Here is a 15,373-nt window from a genome sequence, read left to right as displayed (position 1 = left end):
TTCAAGAATGGATGGCAGGGATAATAACCCGGAAGCTCACGCCGTCAATGCCACCTTGGGTGCGGTTGCGGGCTTCCACCCGGGCACCATGGTAGTCGGCAATCAGGCTGACGATCAGCAAACCCTGCCCCAGGTGGCCCTGTTCCTGGCCGTCCCGCATCGAGACAAACGGGCTGAAAATGTCCGTTGTGGTGTCTTCTGGCAGCGCCGAGCCCTGGTTGAAAACGGATAGGCACAGGCCTTCTGAACTTGAGTCCAGGGCTATCTCGATCAGGCCTTCCTGTGGTGTGAAATCACGGGCGTTGTCCACCAGTTTGTCGAGAAGCTGCACCATGAGCTCCGGAGAGCCGGTGATCATGCAGCCCGCATCGGGCCCCGAATAGCGAATCTGATGGCTGGGATCAAGTGCCTGGTAGGCGGCCGTGGCTTCGGCGGCCACTGCGGCCAGATCAAACTGTTCTTTATCCGCATGGTCGAGGCTCTGTTCAAGCCGCGCTGCTTCGCTCATGCCATGGAGTATCTGCCGGAGACGTTCCGTGGCTGAAGCAGCCCGTTCAATGTACTGCCTTTGCTCTTCTTCCGAGTCGCTGTGGTTCAGGTTTTCCAGCGAGGAACGAACCACCGCGACAGGGGTTTTCAGCTCATGGGACAGTCGCCTCGAGAAGCTCTCCAGGTAGCGGTTGTAGCCGTGGAGCCGGTCCACCATCAGGCTGAAGTGCCGCTGCAGTTGGCCCAGTTCATCGTTGCTTCGGGCATCCGGCACCCGGCCGGTAATCCGGCCATCTTCGTCAATGCTTGCGCTGACAGCGCGCTGCAGGCGAGTAATTCGCCATGACAGCCAGCTGGCGTAGCCGAGCAGAACCAGGGTCAGTGCGACAATGATGAGTGTGCTTCGGGCAATGACCGAGCCCAGGGCAGAGCCGGAAAGAGTCAGGAGCTGGTCCAGTGACTGCTCGAGGATCAGTGTGCGACCACCGAAAACCTCCCTCGTGGTTAGCAGCCAGACGCTGTCATCCTCGTGTCGAACGAGGCCTTCCTCCGGGAGAGCCTCGATAGCCACACGGTTTGTGCCGGTTTCAATGGCGGTGGGCTCCGGCTGGTAGAGGCGCACCAGGCCCCGGAGGGCGTTGAGACTGATCTGCTCGACCACCTGCAACGGGCTCAGGCTGTCGAAATCCGGCGCTTGCGACGCAGTGTCCGAATGCTGCCGTGCGATCACCCAGCCTGCCGGTTCAACCAGGCGTACCCGCTGGCCCTGGTTCAACTGCGGTTCCATTTGGCGCTCAAGGGCCAGATTGCGACCGACCAGAACCGGCAGCGGATCGACCGGCGTAGAAACGCCGGCTTCCTGGTCATTGCCCCACAATGCCGCAAAACCCAGGCGGCTGCGGTTTGCAGGCATGGGTAACTTCAGCTCCAGTTGCCAGCCGCTGCCGGTTTGTTGCATGAATCCGGAAATACGGTAGTCCGGCAGTTGGCTGGCTTCTTCCAGACCATACAGCTGACCCGGAGCCGGCGTGCGCAGCAGCCAGGATGTCCGTTGCGCACCGGGAGTCAGGTTGCCCGCAGCCGGCTCCAGCCACAGCCTGAGACGATCATGGGCCTGGTCTGGGCTGCCCGGGTTGAAGAACACCGGTTGTCGCTGGTTAACGCGGATCAGCAGGAACAGGTGCCGCCGGTCGGTCATGGCCTGCCATTGAAGAGAGTGCTCTCCGGTTTGGCTGTGGGTTTGGCCTTGCCAGTTTCTGTCCTGATTTTCTTCGTCAAAGCCCGGCCAGTCAGCACCATAACCATCCAGATTCAGGCTACCCGTTAGCGGCTCAACATAGATGGCTGGCTCCTCGGGTGTGATGACGGTTGCACCAATGATTTGATCGCCGGCGGTTTCCGCCAGCCTCCCGGCCTGGGCCTGCAGTTGCTGCCGGGCCTGTTGGCGGAGGGCGTCGTCCAGTTCAAGGACAAACTGCAGGCCTGCCCAGGGAATCAGCAGCATCAGCAAACTGGCGACGAACAGCTGGCGCTTGAGACTCAAGGTTCAGACCTCACGGGCATTCCAGCGATAACCCATGCCGTAGGCGGTCTGGATGCCATCGAAGGTCTCATCCAGTTGCAGGAACTTGCGGCGGATACGTTTGATGTGAGAGGTGACGGTATTGTCATCCAGCACCGTGCTGGCGGCTTCCATCAATTGTTCACGGCTGCGGACATGGCCTGGGTGCTGTACCAGGGAGTGGAGCATCCAGAATTCAGTGACGGTCAGGTCGATGGGCGTCTCGCCCCAGGCAACCGTCATGCGATCTACATTCAACGTGAGTTTGCCCCGCTGGAGAACTTCGTCCGGCTTCTGGAGGGCCTCGGCCCAGGCATCGGCCCGTCTAAGGAGAGCGGTGACCCGGGCCAGCAGATGGTCAAGGCTCATGTCTTTGGTGACGTAGTCGTCGGCCCCAAGGCGCAGGCCATGAACGGAATCAATGTCGCTGTCACGGGCGGTCAGAAAGATAATCGGCAGGGTCTGGGACAGTGACCGCAGATCCTGACAAAGGGCAAAACCGCCTTCCGGTTCGTCGCCCAGGCCGACATCAATGATGGCCAGATCGGGCAGTGACTGACGCAGCACCTGCCAGGCTGATGCCCGGTCGCCATGGGCGCTGACACGATAGCCACGGCGCTCGAACGCGGCGCGGTAATTGTCGCGGATGGCGGGTTCGTCTTCGATCAGTACAACGTGTTTCTTCATGGTGGCGGCTGCTTCCCCTTGCCGGTGTGTGCCTATTTAACCACGGCAGAGGGTGATAACAAGTTCGAAGGGCCTTGTTGCCACAATTCATCATTTTTTGAGGGCGGTTTGTCGCAATCTGTCATGGGAGTTCCTTTCCGGATTGCTGAAATGGCGGTGTCTCGCACAGTCATGCAGTCAAAAGGATTCTCTCATGATTATTTCCAGTTCTTCTCTCAGGCTTTACGCGCCAGCCGCTGCTTCCAGGCGCCAGCGATTCCGGTTCAAGCGCATTCTGGAGGACGTCAGCTTGTGGCTGTCGGTTCTGTTAATGCTGTTTGTTCATCCGCTGTATGCCGAGGCAAATGAGGCCGACAACGTCGGCCAGTTGCACTTTGTCGATGGCCAGGGCCATTGGCAGGAGCCGGCCCTGGTGCTTGAGAGCGATTTCGACGTGCGCGTCAGCGGGTTGATCGCCGATTCCCGACTTCTGAGGAGTTTTCGGAACACCAGCGACCAGTGGCGGGAGGGCGTGTTTGTGTTCCCGTTGCCGGAGAAGGCCAGCGTCTACGGCCTGACCATGAAAGTGGGGGAGCGGACCATCGAGGGCAAGGTGCAGCCGAAGGAAACGGCGCGTAAGACCTATGAGAAGGCAAAACAGGCCGGGCAGCATGCGGCGAATGTGGAGCAGCAGCGTCCGAACCTGTTTACCGCCCGGGTAGCCAATATCCCGCCGGGGGAGACGGTATCGGTGGAGCTGAAATACCAGCAGCCGGTGCAGTATCAGGCCGGGGTGTTCGAACTCACGGTTCCCACCACGCTGACGCCCCGATACATGCCGGGACGGCCGGTCAGCAAGGCACCGGATCAGTGGCAAGGTGGGTGGGCGCTGCCCACGACCGAGGTGCCGGATGCCAGTGCGATCAGCCCGTTTACCGTTAACCCGACCGATGTGGCGACAGACAGCCATCGTGCCTCCATTGAACTGGTGATTGATTCCGGGCTGCCGCTGGAGAGCGTTTCCAGTCCGTCGCACCGTCTCGCTAGCCGCCAGGATGGCCAGACCTTCAGTGTTAGTCCCGAGGGTGGCGAAATCCTTATGAACCGCGATTTTGTGGTGCGGTGGCGCCCGGTTGCCGGGCTGGAACCCTCCGCAGCGGTCTTTCATCAGTCCTGGCAGGGGGAGGACTATTTGATGGCCATGCTGGTGCCGGGTGATAACGGTTCAATGGTGCTGCCGCGGGATCTGGTGTTTGTAATCGACACCTCCGGTTCCATGGCGGGGGAGTCGATCCGACAGGCTCGAAGTGCGCTTCAGGCGGGGCTGGACACACTGACACCACGGGACCGTTTCAACGTGATCCAGTTCAACAGCCAGACGCACTCCCTGTTCATGCAGCCGGAAGTGGCCACCGGCAATAATCTTGCCCGAGCCCGTCAGTACGTGGATCGCCTTCGGGCTGATGGCGGAACGGAAATGGCGTCGGCCCTGTCCAGGGCGCTGGACAGTGGGGTGGAGACTGAAGCGGGAGCGCGCGTGCGTCAGGTGATTTTCATCACCGATGGCGCAGTGGGCAATGAGGCTGCGCTGTTTCGGCAGATTCGCGAGCAGCTGGGCAGCCAGCGGTTGTTTACCGTGGCTATTGGCTCTGCGCCCAACCGGCATTTCATGCGTGAGGCCGCCCGCTGGGGCCGGGGGACCTATACGGCGATCCAGTCGCCTTCCGATGTAGACGGACCTCTGCAGGCCCTGTTTTCAGCCATGGAGTCGCCGGTTCTGACGGATATCCGGGTCAATTGGCCCGGCCAGGAAACCGGCAGGGAGGCCTTCCCGGCACGCCCGGGGGATCTGTTCCAGGGCGAACCCCTGATTCATGTGGTCCGGGGCGTCCCGGCCATGGGGGAATTGAAGGTGTCGGGGCGCCTGCCAGGTGGCCAGGACTGGAACAGGACACTGGATCTGCAACAGGCTGCCTCCGCAACCGGGCTTCATCGGCATTGGGCCAGAGAGAAGATCGACAGTCTGGAGGATGAGGCGAAGGTGGCGGGCCGGGAGCCAGACAGGGCCGGCATTACCGGGCTGGCGGTCAAGCACGGACTGATGTCTGCCTATACCAGTTTTGTCGCCGTGGATTCCACACCGGCCCGCAGCACAGAAACGCCGATGGTCTCGGATAATCTGCCCACCCTCCTGCCAGCGGGAAGCCAGGCCGGCATGCTGCGCTACCCACAGACGGCAACGTCGGCGCCGTTGCTGATCGCGCTTGGTGTGGTCGGTCTGATGTTTTGCCTGGCGCTCGTGCTGCTGCAGAGGAGGGCATTCGCATGACCAGGCTCCTGCTCCTGTTGTTGACCAGCTCTGCTACCTTGTTGGTATTCGGGTTATGGATTCCCCTAAAGGCGGTGATTGCCCAGGAATTGCTAGAGGTTGCCTGGGCGGAAAGCCAGGCCCGCCAGACGGAATCGCGGCCCTGGCCCTGGGCAGACACCTGGCCGGTCGGTCGACTGGCTATTCCGGAGCTGAACGATTCCATGATTGTGCTGGCCAATACCCATGGCGAAAGCCTCGCCTTCGGGCCAGGTCGGTTGACCGGCGGAGACAATACCGGCGGAGCCGTGATCATTGCGGGGCACCGGGATACCCATTTTCGGAGTCTGAAAGCGCTGGAAACCGGCAATGAGGTCCGTCTGCAGGCCCGGGATGGTCGTTGGCAAAGCTACCTGGTGGAAGGGGCCCGGGTGGTCGACAGCCGTTCAGAGCTTATCGATACCCAAAGTTTGCCGGAGGGGACGCTTCTACTGGTGACCTGTTACCCGTTCGACAGTGTCGACGCCGGGGGGCCACTGCGGTACGTCGTCAGGGCCTCGGCAAGGGGTAAACAAACGGAACAAATTGACACTGTTGCCGGAATATAGAGTTGGCGTACACTTGTGCGCCAAAATTGTGCTGCAGAGTTTGGTTGCATGGGTATTATCAGAAAACTGCTGGCTTGGCTGAGCGTGCCGATCATCTGCCTGTTCGCGCTGGTGTTCTACGCGGCAAGGCCCTTCAATCCGGATAACAACCGTTATCTTGCGTGGGTTGTGGCTCGTTTCGGGCGTGCATTCCTGGGTATGGAGCGGCTTTTGGAAGGCTGGGAAAATATGCCGCAGGATCGGCCCACCGTCGTCATTGCCAATCACCAGCACAATGACGATCTGTTTGTTTTGGGCGACCTGTTGCCGCCGCGCACCGTCACGGTTGGTAAATCGTCATTGGTTTGGGTGCCTTTCTTTGGCCAGGTGTTCTGGCTCGGCGGCAACGTTATCCTCAACCGCGGGCGTTCCCACAAGGCCATTGCGGTTATGAAGGCCACCAGCAGTGCCATTGCTCGGGATCGCAAAAGTCTTTGGGTGTTCCCCGAAGGCACTCGTAGCAGGGGGCGAGGATTGCAGAAATTCAAGAAAGGCGCATTTCATGCAGCGGTGGCATCGGGTGCGCCGATCACGATGGTCTGTGTTCAGGAATATGCCGATGAGGCCGTCGGTTGGACTGGCCGCCGTGAATCGGTGTCTATTCGGATCCTGCCGCCCATTGAAACCGAGGGCCTCACTGCTGAGGATATTCCGGAGCTGATCGAACGTTGCCACCGAAAAATGTCGGAAACGATTGCCACACTGTAATTGTCGGATCTGGAAGTGCTTGAAGCACCATGGCAAACAGGGCAGTCTTGCGGGACTGATCGTTTCGTTCAACGACCCTCAGGGAGAGGCAAGAGATGAATCTGATTCTGTTTCTGATTATTGGCGGTGTAGCCGGTTGGTTGGCTGGTCTGATCATGAAAGGCCGTGGCTTCGGCGTTCTGGCCAACATCGGTATTGGTATTGTTGGCTCGTTTGTCGGCGGTTTTGTTTTCCGTCTTCTGGGTCTGGCGGCCCAGGGTGCTGTCGGTGAGCTGGTAACGGCGACGGTCGGCGCAGTGTTACTTCTCGCTATTGTTAGTGCAATCAAGAAGGCCTGAGCATGATCGTACCCGTAACTGGAGTGTTTGCCGCCGTTATCGGCATTCTTTTGCTGGTGTTGTCGGCCCAGGTCGTCAGGTTTCGTCTGAAGTACAAGAAGGGGCTGGGTGTAACCGATGACCGGGATTTCGAGGCGGCGGTAAGGGCCCACGCCAACCTGGTGGAGTATGCCCCGATTGGTCTGATCATGCTCGCTATTGCAGAACTCAATGGCGTTGCCAGCGGACTGATTTACTGGACCGGCATGGCTCTGGTGGTTGGCCGTATTCTTCATGCCTTCGGCATGATCAACGGGCGGGGCGGCACCCATTGGGCCCGGATGATCGGCATACTGCTTACCTGGTTGTCGATTCTGGTGGCTGCGTTGTTGCTGCTGTGGAATGTTTGGCAGGTCTATGGCTGAACAGTGCTAAGATAAGTCAAAGAAGTAAACGAAGAGGGGGCCTGGCCCCCTTTTTAGTGCAAACTGGTTTCTGTAATGCCAGTTCAGAGTGCTCGGGCCACATCCATGGTCAGGTATTCGAGTTCCACGCGGCGATTGGCTGCCCGGTCTTCCGGCGTTGCCAGAGGTCGAGCTGAGCCCCAGTGACTCATGAAAATCCGGGATTCGGCCACACCTTCCTGCATCAGGAACCGGGCGACCGCATTGGCGCGCAGTCGTGAAAGAAACCGGTTGTAGTCTTCCGAACCGAAGTTGTCGGAGTGGCCGTGAATTCTGACGGAGATGGCAGGATGGTTCCTGAGGTAGCTTGCGTGCTGTCGCAGGAAAGCAACGTCGTCGCTGCCCAGTGCGTGTTTGTTGAAGCCGTAATGGAACTTCATGCGGTGCGGGCGCCTGGTTCCGGCTTCGAAGTTGGCCGTGGTAAAGCCGGCAGCTATCGCGGCATTGGCTATCAGCTCCGGGTTATCCAATACGAGTACGGTCATCTGAAAAATCCTTGGTTCGGTGTCCGGTTTTTCTTGTTATTCCTGATCACTATTGGCTGGAGCAGGAACAACGGCAATTGGCGAAAGGTCGATATGTGGCCCGGTCCACTCTCTCGATGAAACCGATTGAATGTCATTTGTGTGACATCCGAATGACAGCCGGGCCAGTGTCACGGGCTTTGCCGACTCTGTGGGGTGTGCCACATTTCCGGGATTGACCCGGTACGACCTTTGCGCTGGATTCCATTTGAGCGCGAAAAGAAGGCCGGGCTGTGGTAAAAAGCAGAGTTTCAGGGACAGATTGTGATGAATTGTGACCGCCCATGCTGATTATCCCCGCTGAAAACGCCATCAACTGGAAACGCCCGCCGTGGGTGACCCTTGGCCTGATCATGGCCTGCCTGCTGGTTTTCCTGTTCTATCAGGGCGGTGACAGCCGCAAACTCGAACAGGCCGTTGAACAATACCTGTCCGCCGATCTTCACGAGCTGGAGGCACCTGCGTACGAGGACTACCTGCAGCGGCAAATCCAGTTCCAGGGCGAGGAGAGCCGGGTCTACGAGCTCCAGCAGTTCCAGCAACTCCGGGAAGAGAACGAACATTTCTGGCTGGCCATCAACCTGATGATGGATCGGGAGTTCTACCAGTACCTCCTACAGAATCGCGATGTTATCTGGGCGCCGGCGGAGCGGGCGCACTGGCAGGAACAACGCAGCATCATCGAGCAGGACTACCTCCAGAAACTCAGTGCCAACCAGCTTGGTCTGGTGCCGGCGGATCTGTCGCTGTACACCCTGATTACCTACCAGTTTCTGCACGGCGGCTGGGGCCATATCATTGGTAACCTGATCTTCCTGTTCCTGCTCGGTTTTACCGTCGAGAAGGCGCTGGGGCCCGGTCGGTACCTGATTGCCTATCTGGTGTGCGGCGCCCTCTCCGGTCTGATGTTTACTGCATTCTCGGCGGGCAGCTACGTGCCATTGGTGGGCGCGTCCGGTTCGATCTCTGGCCTCATGGGTATGTATGTGGCCATCTACGGGCTACAGAAAATCCGTTTCTTCTATTTTCTGGGCGTCTATTTCAACTACTTCCGGGCCCCCGCCATCGCCCTGCTGCCCGTATGGGTGGGCAAGGAAATCTACGATTACTGGTATGCCGGCGCCACCGGTATCGCCTACATGGCACATGCCGGCGGCCTTATTGCTGGCGCAGGACTCGTCTGGCTGCTCGGCAAGAGCTGGTTGCAGGTGCGCGAAGAGTTCTTCGAGCCGGAAGAGGAAGAGCAGGACGCCCGGTTCACCAGTGGTTACGCCCAGGCCATGGCCAGCCTGGGCCGGATGGAGTTCGATCTGGCGAGACGGCAATTCGAGGCCCTGCGCGAGCATTACCCGGAACGCCATATTCTGCTGGAACATCTTTACCACTTGGCCAAGCTCCGGCCGGATCTGCCAGAGTACCGGGATCGGGCCAAAGAGCTTATGAACGATGCCCTCAGCCGCCGACAGCCGGAGCAGATGCTTGCTATCTGGCAGGAATACCTGGGCAAGGGGGAGAGCTATCAGCCGTTAGCGGCGGAGGACCATAATCGGGTGTTGTTTACCAGCCTGAAGCAGCACGATTTGAAAGCCGCTGAGAAAGCCTTCGAGCGGCTGAAAAGCACCGGCGATGATATGTTGACCACCGAGGCCTGTCGGTTGCTGGCGGAAGAGTTCGAAAAGCGGCAGATGGCGCCCAAAGCTCGTCATTATCGCCAACTTCTTCAGGCCGGCTAGCCTCGGGGGAGCAGGGTATGGGAGGGGCTTCCCAAAACACGCTGTGAATACGTCCCTGTTCGCTCGGCTCCGCCATCCCTGGCTCCGCACGGTTTTGGGAAGCCCCTCCCACACCCTGCGTCAGTCCTGGACAGAAAACGTTGCTTTCGGTCCCTTCAATGGCTCCTTATTCTGAGCCTGCTCCAGATAAACCGTAATCTGCTCATGCAGCGGATGGTTCACGCACTTCTTCTGAATAAACGTCAGGAAAGCCGTCGCCTTTTCCCACTGGGATAATCCGTTGGCCAGGGTCTGGGCCACCAGGAGGTAGGCGGGAGCCAGTTGTTCGCTGTCCGGGAAGCGCTTGTGGAAATCCTGCAGCACTCGCAAGGCAGGCTTGAACTGGCCCCGGTGGTACAGGGCCCGGGCGCAGCGTACCGACAGGTCCGGATCCTCCAGTTTGAAGCCGGGTTCTGCTTGCTGAATCGTGTTCAGCACACCAGCGATGCCTTCGCCATCGTTGCGGTCGGCCAGCCAGCCCAGGATGCGTGGGTGGTACCGGTAGAGTTCGTCGGTGTCCTGGCGGGCCGTCAGTAGCTGGTACAACTGGCCGATTCTCAGTGCGTTGTCCCGATCCCGCTTCAGCGCTTCCTTCAACATGCTCTGCACCCGGTCGTAGTTGCCGTCTTTCAGGTTCATGTCGATATCGGCATCGAAGCGGGCACTGCGGTCGCGCTGGTGGGTGTCCTGCCCGGCGGTTTCATCCTGGATGTCCGAGGCAAATCCCAGCTCTTCCTGATACTGAAACAGCAGATAGCCCAACATGTGGAACAGGATCAGGGTGAAGGTACTGTTCAGGAAACCGGCCAGGGGCTGGGCCACCCAGAATGGAAAGTGATTGACGGCGAAGTCCTGGGCCGCGCCAGAGGCGAGGGTAAGCAGGATCAGATAGCCATAGAGCAGGAAATAGGGGGTGCCGATTCGCGAGATCAGCACCGCCAGATTCATTGGGTTTACCGCCGCGCCCACTGAGCGCTCCATGGCCAGCACCATGATGCTTGCCGGCAATGCCAGAATGACAAACGCCAGCGCCAACAGCATCAGGATCGGGCCGCCGAGCATGGCGGCAGCGCCGACCAGCCCGCCCATCAACACGAACACCAGTAGCTGCAGGATGACAATATCGAACCCGCTGCCGGTGAAGGCGACGGACACGGCGGGCGGTTTCAGGTGACCTTCGGCGGTGTGGTTAATCACCGCATAGGTGTATTTGAAGAGCGCAAGCGCCAGCACCAGCCAGATCAGGATGCCGATGAGGTTGGCAGGTGCAACGACCGGCACCAGGGTACAGATGGCAATGACGATCAGCGGATCGGTATGGAACGGATAGCGGAAGAACGCGCCGAGTCGCTGCCAGAACGGGACCACTTCGGTGGCGGCGCCCAGGTATCGCATGGCCTTGCTGCAGTGCGGGCACAGCGCGCGGCGCTGGCGAGTGTCGGCGTCGGGCATGCAGCGGCTGCAGTAGTGGATCTGGCACTCGCCGCAGTGCCATTTTGCGGGGTCGCCGGGATGGTAGTGGCAATCGTGTTTCACAGGTGCTTGTGTCCTGGTCCATCAGAAAATCGTTGGCTCATCATGACAGATGTCGGTTTTGATCGCAGCAAACCAGTTAACAGGTAGACTATTGTCAGTTCCCGGGCGTATCCAACCGGGCAGATTTCATTTTCCGGAGGTTATTTGGAACACCCGCAGAACAGCGTAACCGGTATCGACACCCGTGAAGCCCGACAGCCGTATACCTGGCGGGATATCTTCGGGCTTGCGCTCAAGCACAAGCCCAGGCTGGTGCGCGCCAATCTGCTGGCGATCATGGCCACCGTCATGAGTGTGCCGGTGCCCCTGCTGCTTCCGGTTCTCGTGGATGAAGTGCTGTTGGACGAGCCTGGCCCGGTGTTACCGGTCATGGATTCAATACTGCCGGGCAGCTGGGAAACACCGGTGGTTTATATCGGGCTGATGGTTCTGGCCGCGTTTCTGCTCCGGGTGGCGGCACTGTCGTTCAATGTCTTGCAGTCCCGGGAGTTTTCCAAGGTCTCCAAGGATGTGGTGTTCCGTATCCGCTCCCGGTTGCTCGGGCGTTTGCAGCGCGTGGCCATGTCGGAGTACGAAACCCGTGGCTCCGGCGGGATCAGCAGCCACTTTATTACCGATCTTGATACCGTCGACCAGTTTCTGGGGACCACCATCAGCCGGTTTCTGGTGGCCAGCCTTACGGTATTCGGTACCGCCCTTGTACTTCTCTGGGTGCACTGGCAGCTGGCCCTTCTGATTCTGCTGTTCAACCCGCTGGTGATCTTCGCCACGATTCTGATTGGCAAGCGGGTCAAGGAACTGAAGCGTCGGGAGAACAGTGCTTACGAGGAGTTTCAGGGTGACCTTACGGAAACCCTGGACGCCATTCACCAGTTGCGGGCGGCCAACCGGGAAAAACATTACCTGCGCCAGCTGATTGATCGCGCCCGCAACGTACGTGACCACGCGATTCAGTTTGAGTGGCGCAGCGACGCCGCCAGCCGGGCCAGTTTTGCCCTGTTCCAGTTCGGTGTCGATGCCTTTCGGGCCGCGGCCATGATCACCGTGCTGTTCAGCGACCTGAGCATCGGCATGATGTTCGCTATTTTCGGCTATCTCTGGTTCATGCTGACGCCAGTTCAGGAGATGCTGAACATGCAGTATGCCTGGTTTGCCGCCAATGCGGCCCTGGCACGGATTAACCGATTGCTGGATCTGAAAGAAGAGCCACGCTATCCGGCGCTTGAGAACCCCTTCCGCGACCGTCAAACCGTAGGACTGAGCCTGCGGAATATCCATTTTGCCTACGGGGAAGAAGAGGTGCTGCGGGGCATTAATCTGGAGTTGGCACCGGGCGAGAAGGTGGCGCTGGTGGGAGCCAGTGGCGGCGGCAAATCGACCCTGATCCAGGTGATCCTTGGCATGTATACGCCCCAACAGGGTGAGGTGCTGATTGATGGCGTGCCTGTTCAGCGTTTCGGCCTGCCGTGCCTGCGCGAGCATGTGGCGACGGTGCTCCAGCACCCGGCGCTGTTTAACGATACCGTTCGCCAGAATCTGACCCTGGGGCGGGAGAAGCCCGACGCCGAACTGTGGGAGGCCCTGCGCATTGCCCAACTGGATGCCACGGTTGCGGCCATGCATGATCAGCTTGATACGGTGATCGGCCGCCAGGGGGTTCGCCTCTCTGGCGGCCAGCGTCAGCGTTTGGCCATTGCGCGGATGATCCTCTCGGAACCTTCGGTGGTCATACTGGATGAAGCCACCTCGGCACTGGACGCGGAAACCGAATTCCAGCTCCATCGCGATCTGGAAGCGTTCCTGAAGCAGCGCACTACCCTGATCATTGCCCATCGACTCAGTGCCGTTAAACAGGCAGATCGAGCCTGCGTTTTCGAGGATGGACGCATTATTGAAGAGGGTCATCACGACGAGCTTATTGCCAGGGAAGGGCTCTACGCCCAGCTTTATGGCGAACGGCAGATGTGAGTCACTCCTGAAAAGTTAACTATTCATTACAACAAATACTGATCTGTCGCTTTTAGCGTCCGTAATATGCCCCACATGCAAGTTTTTGGGCTGGTGCGGTGTAATGCACCTATAGCGTGGCTTCACTTTTCCCAGCAAACTTGCGGCGATTTTTACGGACGGTACACGTGAACAGACAAACCACAAGCATTCTGCTGTTTGCCGCAGCGTTTCTGCTGGCCATAGCACTTCCTGTAATGCCGTCGCTGCTGAATCACAGTGGCTTCTACGGCATGGCTCTCGATGAGCCGGGTGAGCGCCTGAATGACTATCAACCACCCCGGAATGGGCTCGCCTTTATTTTCTTTGGTTATCGTCAGTGCGGAACCGTTTGCCCCGCTCAATTGGTCAATTTGTTGGAATTGAGCCAGCGTTTGAAAGGGGCGGACGTTGAGTTCGTGTTCGTCACCCTTGACCCGGAGAACGATGGTCCGGAGGCGCTGGATCAGACGGCCGTGAGTCTCGGCGAAGCATTCAGAGCCTACCGGCCGGAAAATCACCGGGCCGCGCAAAAACTCGCTTCAGCGTACAACGATTTTGCCGTTAAACAGGTAGGCACAACCAAAGACCTCATCGCCCACAGTGCCAACTTGCATGTGGTCACGGGAGATTTCCGAAGAAGGCTGGTTTACACCACGCCAGATCTGAACCTTGAGCTGGTTGAACAGGATATTCGCCGCTTGTTGAAAGAAAGCAATAGTGAGAGTCCTATATGACTTCAGCGGTAAACAGTCAGTCTTATGAAGTTGAAATCCGGGAGCGCACCGATCGACAGGTGCTCTACATTTTGTTGGCTCATATTCCGGTGGTCGGGTTACTTGTACCGATGGGTTATGGCACTACCACCTTTGCTCTGGTGTCGTCTTTGCTGGTCGGCGGCCTGGCGGCGGGCGGGTACGCCACCATGCGAGGAACACGGGCTCTCTCGTGCCTGTATGCGGTCTGTCTGATGCTGTTTTCTGCCGTCATGATCCAGGCCCAAATGGGGCGGATAGAAATGCATTTTCACATTTTCGCTGCTCTTGCCCTGGTAATCATTTACAGAGACTGGCTCCCGGTGGTGGTGGCGGCAGGTACTATTGCTGTGCATCACCTGGCGTTAACGGGTCTTCAGCTGGGCGGGGCATCTCTTGGTGACATGCCGTTGATGATCTACAACTATGATTGCAGCTGGTCGATGGCGTTTCTGCACGCGGCTTTTGTGGTGTTTGAGGCGGCAATCCTCGTGTTCTTCGCGATTCGAATGGGCGCGGAGCAAAAACAGTCAATCCAGATTATTGAGATTGTCCGTGGCTTCGACAGTGACAACGATCTCACCGCCCGTCTCGATGACGCCGATAAGAGCGTTACGGCCACTTCCTTCAACAAGATGCTGGCGCGGTTCGTCGAGCTTATTGCCAGACTTCGAGAATTGTCGGAGCAACTTCGTTCCAATGCCGATGAAATGACCAGTGTCAGCGATACCACCACGCAGATCGCCAACGAGCAGCAGGTGCAGACTGATCAGGCGGCGACAGCCATCAATGAAATGTCGGCCAGTGTTCAGGAAGTCGCCAGCAACGCACAGCTGGCCTCCGACGCGGCCAGCAGTGCCTCCGGCGCTGCTACCCGTGGTGGCGAAGCGATGGCCAATGCGGCAAAGCTGACCGAAGCCACTGACGAGGCGCTTGAAAGTAGTGCCAGCAGGGTCGATGAGCTGGGCGAAAAAATTGAATCCATCACTTCTGTGGTCGGTTCGATCAACGCGATCTCAGAACAGACCAATCTGTTGGCCTTGAACGCCGCCATTGAGGCAGCCAGGGCAGGCGAGCATGGCCGTGGCTTCTCCGTGGTGGCGGATGAGGTCAGGGCGCTCTCCCTGAGAACTCAGGAGTTTACCGACCAGATTCGGACGACCATCGGTGAACTGAGCGAAATCTCTGAAGCCACAAAGGCGTCCATGGAGATGGGGCGTACCCGATCGGCGGAGTCCACACGGGCAATGCGCGACACCGGCGAAGCGATACGGGAAGTTGAGGCCGCCATCAGCGAAGTGTCCAGGATGAATTATCAAATCGCCTCTGCCTCGGAAGAACAGGCGGCCACGTCACTCCAGATCAACGAGAGTATTCATTCCGTTGCTACCCGCAACAACGATGTGGTGTCCGAGGCCGAGCGGGTCAGGACCATGGCCACGGAGCTTGAGTCAGTCACCGAAAAACTCGATGAACTGGTCAAGCTTTATCGCATCTAACCTTTCCAAAGGCTGACGTTGGAGAGTCCCCGGGCTCTCCGACGTTGGTCTGATATTCACCGTAATGATGCCGAACATTCATTGGCTCGCGGTTGAACTCTCGTTAATTGCTGCAATAGTTAAAGGTGACTTCACGCTGTG

The 15,373-nt window shown here is 58.6% G+C and carries 13 protein-coding genes; 9 read left to right on the top strand and 4 right to left on the bottom strand.

What is annotated here, in order from left to right; all coding sequences use genetic code 11:
• Position 1 precedes the first annotated feature (1 nt).
• Positions 2-2,032: an ATP-binding protein gene (locus SIC15_RS18990; protein ID WP_412536690.1), complete on the bottom strand. Its 2,031-nt coding sequence runs from the start codon at positions 2,030-2,032 to the stop codon at positions 2-4.
• Positions 2,033-2,035: 3 nt separating this feature from the next.
• The gene (gene pdsR / locus SIC15_RS18985; protein WP_412536689.1) at positions 2,036-2,737 is read right to left on the bottom strand and encodes a proteobacterial dedicated sortase system response regulator; all 702 of its coding nucleotides are present in this window, start codon (positions 2,735-2,737) and stop codon (positions 2,036-2,038) included.
• Positions 2,738-2,930: 193 nt separating this feature from the next.
• Here pdsR and SIC15_RS18980 point away from each other — a divergent pair, with 193 nt between their 5' ends.
• From SIC15_RS18980 to SIC15_RS18960, 5 genes are all read left to right on the top strand, one after another.
• On the top strand, positions 2,931-5,045 hold the full coding sequence (locus tag SIC15_RS18980; protein WP_412536688.1) for a marine proteobacterial sortase target protein: 2,115 nt from the start codon (positions 2,931-2,933) through the stop codon (positions 5,043-5,045).
• Positions 5,042-5,632, top strand: a complete 591-nt coding sequence (locus SIC15_RS18975) for a class GN sortase (protein ID WP_412536687.1) — start codon at positions 5,042-5,044, stop codon at positions 5,630-5,632. Before SIC15_RS18980 ends, SIC15_RS18975 begins: the two co-directional genes overlap by 4 nt.
• 48 nt (positions 5,633-5,680) lie before the next feature.
• Positions 5,681-6,379: a lysophospholipid acyltransferase family protein gene (locus SIC15_RS18970; RefSeq protein WP_412536686.1), complete on the top strand. Its 699-nt coding sequence runs from the start codon at positions 5,681-5,683 to the stop codon at positions 6,377-6,379.
• Positions 6,380-6,474: 95 nt separating this feature from the next.
• Positions 6,475-6,717: a GlsB/YeaQ/YmgE family stress response membrane protein gene (locus tag SIC15_RS18965; RefSeq protein ID WP_069182235.1), complete on the top strand. Its 243-nt coding sequence runs from the start codon at positions 6,475-6,477 to the stop codon at positions 6,715-6,717.
• 2 nt (positions 6,718-6,719) lie between these two features.
• A complete protein-coding gene (locus SIC15_RS18960; RefSeq protein ID WP_069182234.1) occupies positions 6,720-7,121 on the top strand; it encodes an MAPEG family protein in 402 nt (133 codons plus the stop codon).
• An 83-nt stretch (positions 7,122-7,204) separates the two neighbouring features.
• Here the strand turns inward: SIC15_RS18960 and SIC15_RS18955 are convergent, their stop codons facing one another.
• On the bottom strand, positions 7,205-7,645 hold the full coding sequence (locus tag SIC15_RS18955) for an OmpA family protein (protein WP_136631189.1): 441 nt from the start codon (positions 7,643-7,645) through the stop codon (positions 7,205-7,207).
• 323 nt (positions 7,646-7,968) lie between these two features.
• Here SIC15_RS18955 and SIC15_RS18950 point away from each other — a divergent pair, with 323 nt between their 5' ends.
• The gene (locus SIC15_RS18950) at positions 7,969-9,417 is read left to right on the top strand and encodes a rhomboid family intramembrane serine protease (protein WP_412536685.1); all 1,449 of its coding nucleotides are present in this window, start codon (positions 7,969-7,971) and stop codon (positions 9,415-9,417) included.
• A gap of 120 nt (positions 9,418-9,537) precedes the next feature.
• Here the strand turns inward: SIC15_RS18950 and SIC15_RS18945 are convergent, their stop codons facing one another.
• Positions 9,538-10,992, bottom strand: a complete 1,455-nt coding sequence (locus SIC15_RS18945) for a hypothetical protein (protein WP_412536684.1) — start codon at positions 10,990-10,992, stop codon at positions 9,538-9,540.
• 144 nt (positions 10,993-11,136) lie between these two features.
• On the opposite strand from SIC15_RS18945, the gene SIC15_RS18940 reads away from it, so the two are divergent.
• The 3 genes from SIC15_RS18940 to SIC15_RS18930 all read left to right on the top strand — a co-directional run bounded on the left by SIC15_RS18940 (position 11,137) and on the right by SIC15_RS18930 (position 15,232).
• The gene (locus SIC15_RS18940; RefSeq protein WP_412536683.1) at positions 11,137-12,960 is read left to right on the top strand and encodes an ABC transporter ATP-binding protein; all 1,824 of its coding nucleotides are present in this window, start codon (positions 11,137-11,139) and stop codon (positions 12,958-12,960) included.
• A 167-nt stretch (positions 12,961-13,127) separates the two neighbouring features.
• Positions 13,128-13,715 (top strand): SCO family protein, encoded by a 588-nt coding sequence (locus tag SIC15_RS18935; RefSeq protein ID WP_412536682.1) that lies wholly within the window; start codon positions 13,128-13,130, stop codon positions 13,713-13,715.
• The gene (locus SIC15_RS18930) at positions 13,712-15,232 is read left to right on the top strand and encodes a methyl-accepting chemotaxis protein (RefSeq protein WP_412536681.1); all 1,521 of its coding nucleotides are present in this window, start codon (positions 13,712-13,714) and stop codon (positions 15,230-15,232) included. Before SIC15_RS18935 ends, SIC15_RS18930 begins: the two co-directional genes overlap by 4 nt.
• The last annotated feature ends 141 nt before the right edge of the window (positions 15,233-15,373 follow it).

Origin of the sequence: Marinobacter sp. MIT932201, from assembly GCF_047123295.1 — a bacterium.
In the GTDB taxonomy this organism is placed as follows: Bacteria; Pseudomonadota; Gammaproteobacteria; order Pseudomonadales; family Oleiphilaceae; genus Marinobacter; species Marinobacter salsuginis.
The sequence above is the reverse complement of the archived record's forward strand: the minus strand, read 5'-3'. Positions and strand labels throughout refer to the sequence as shown.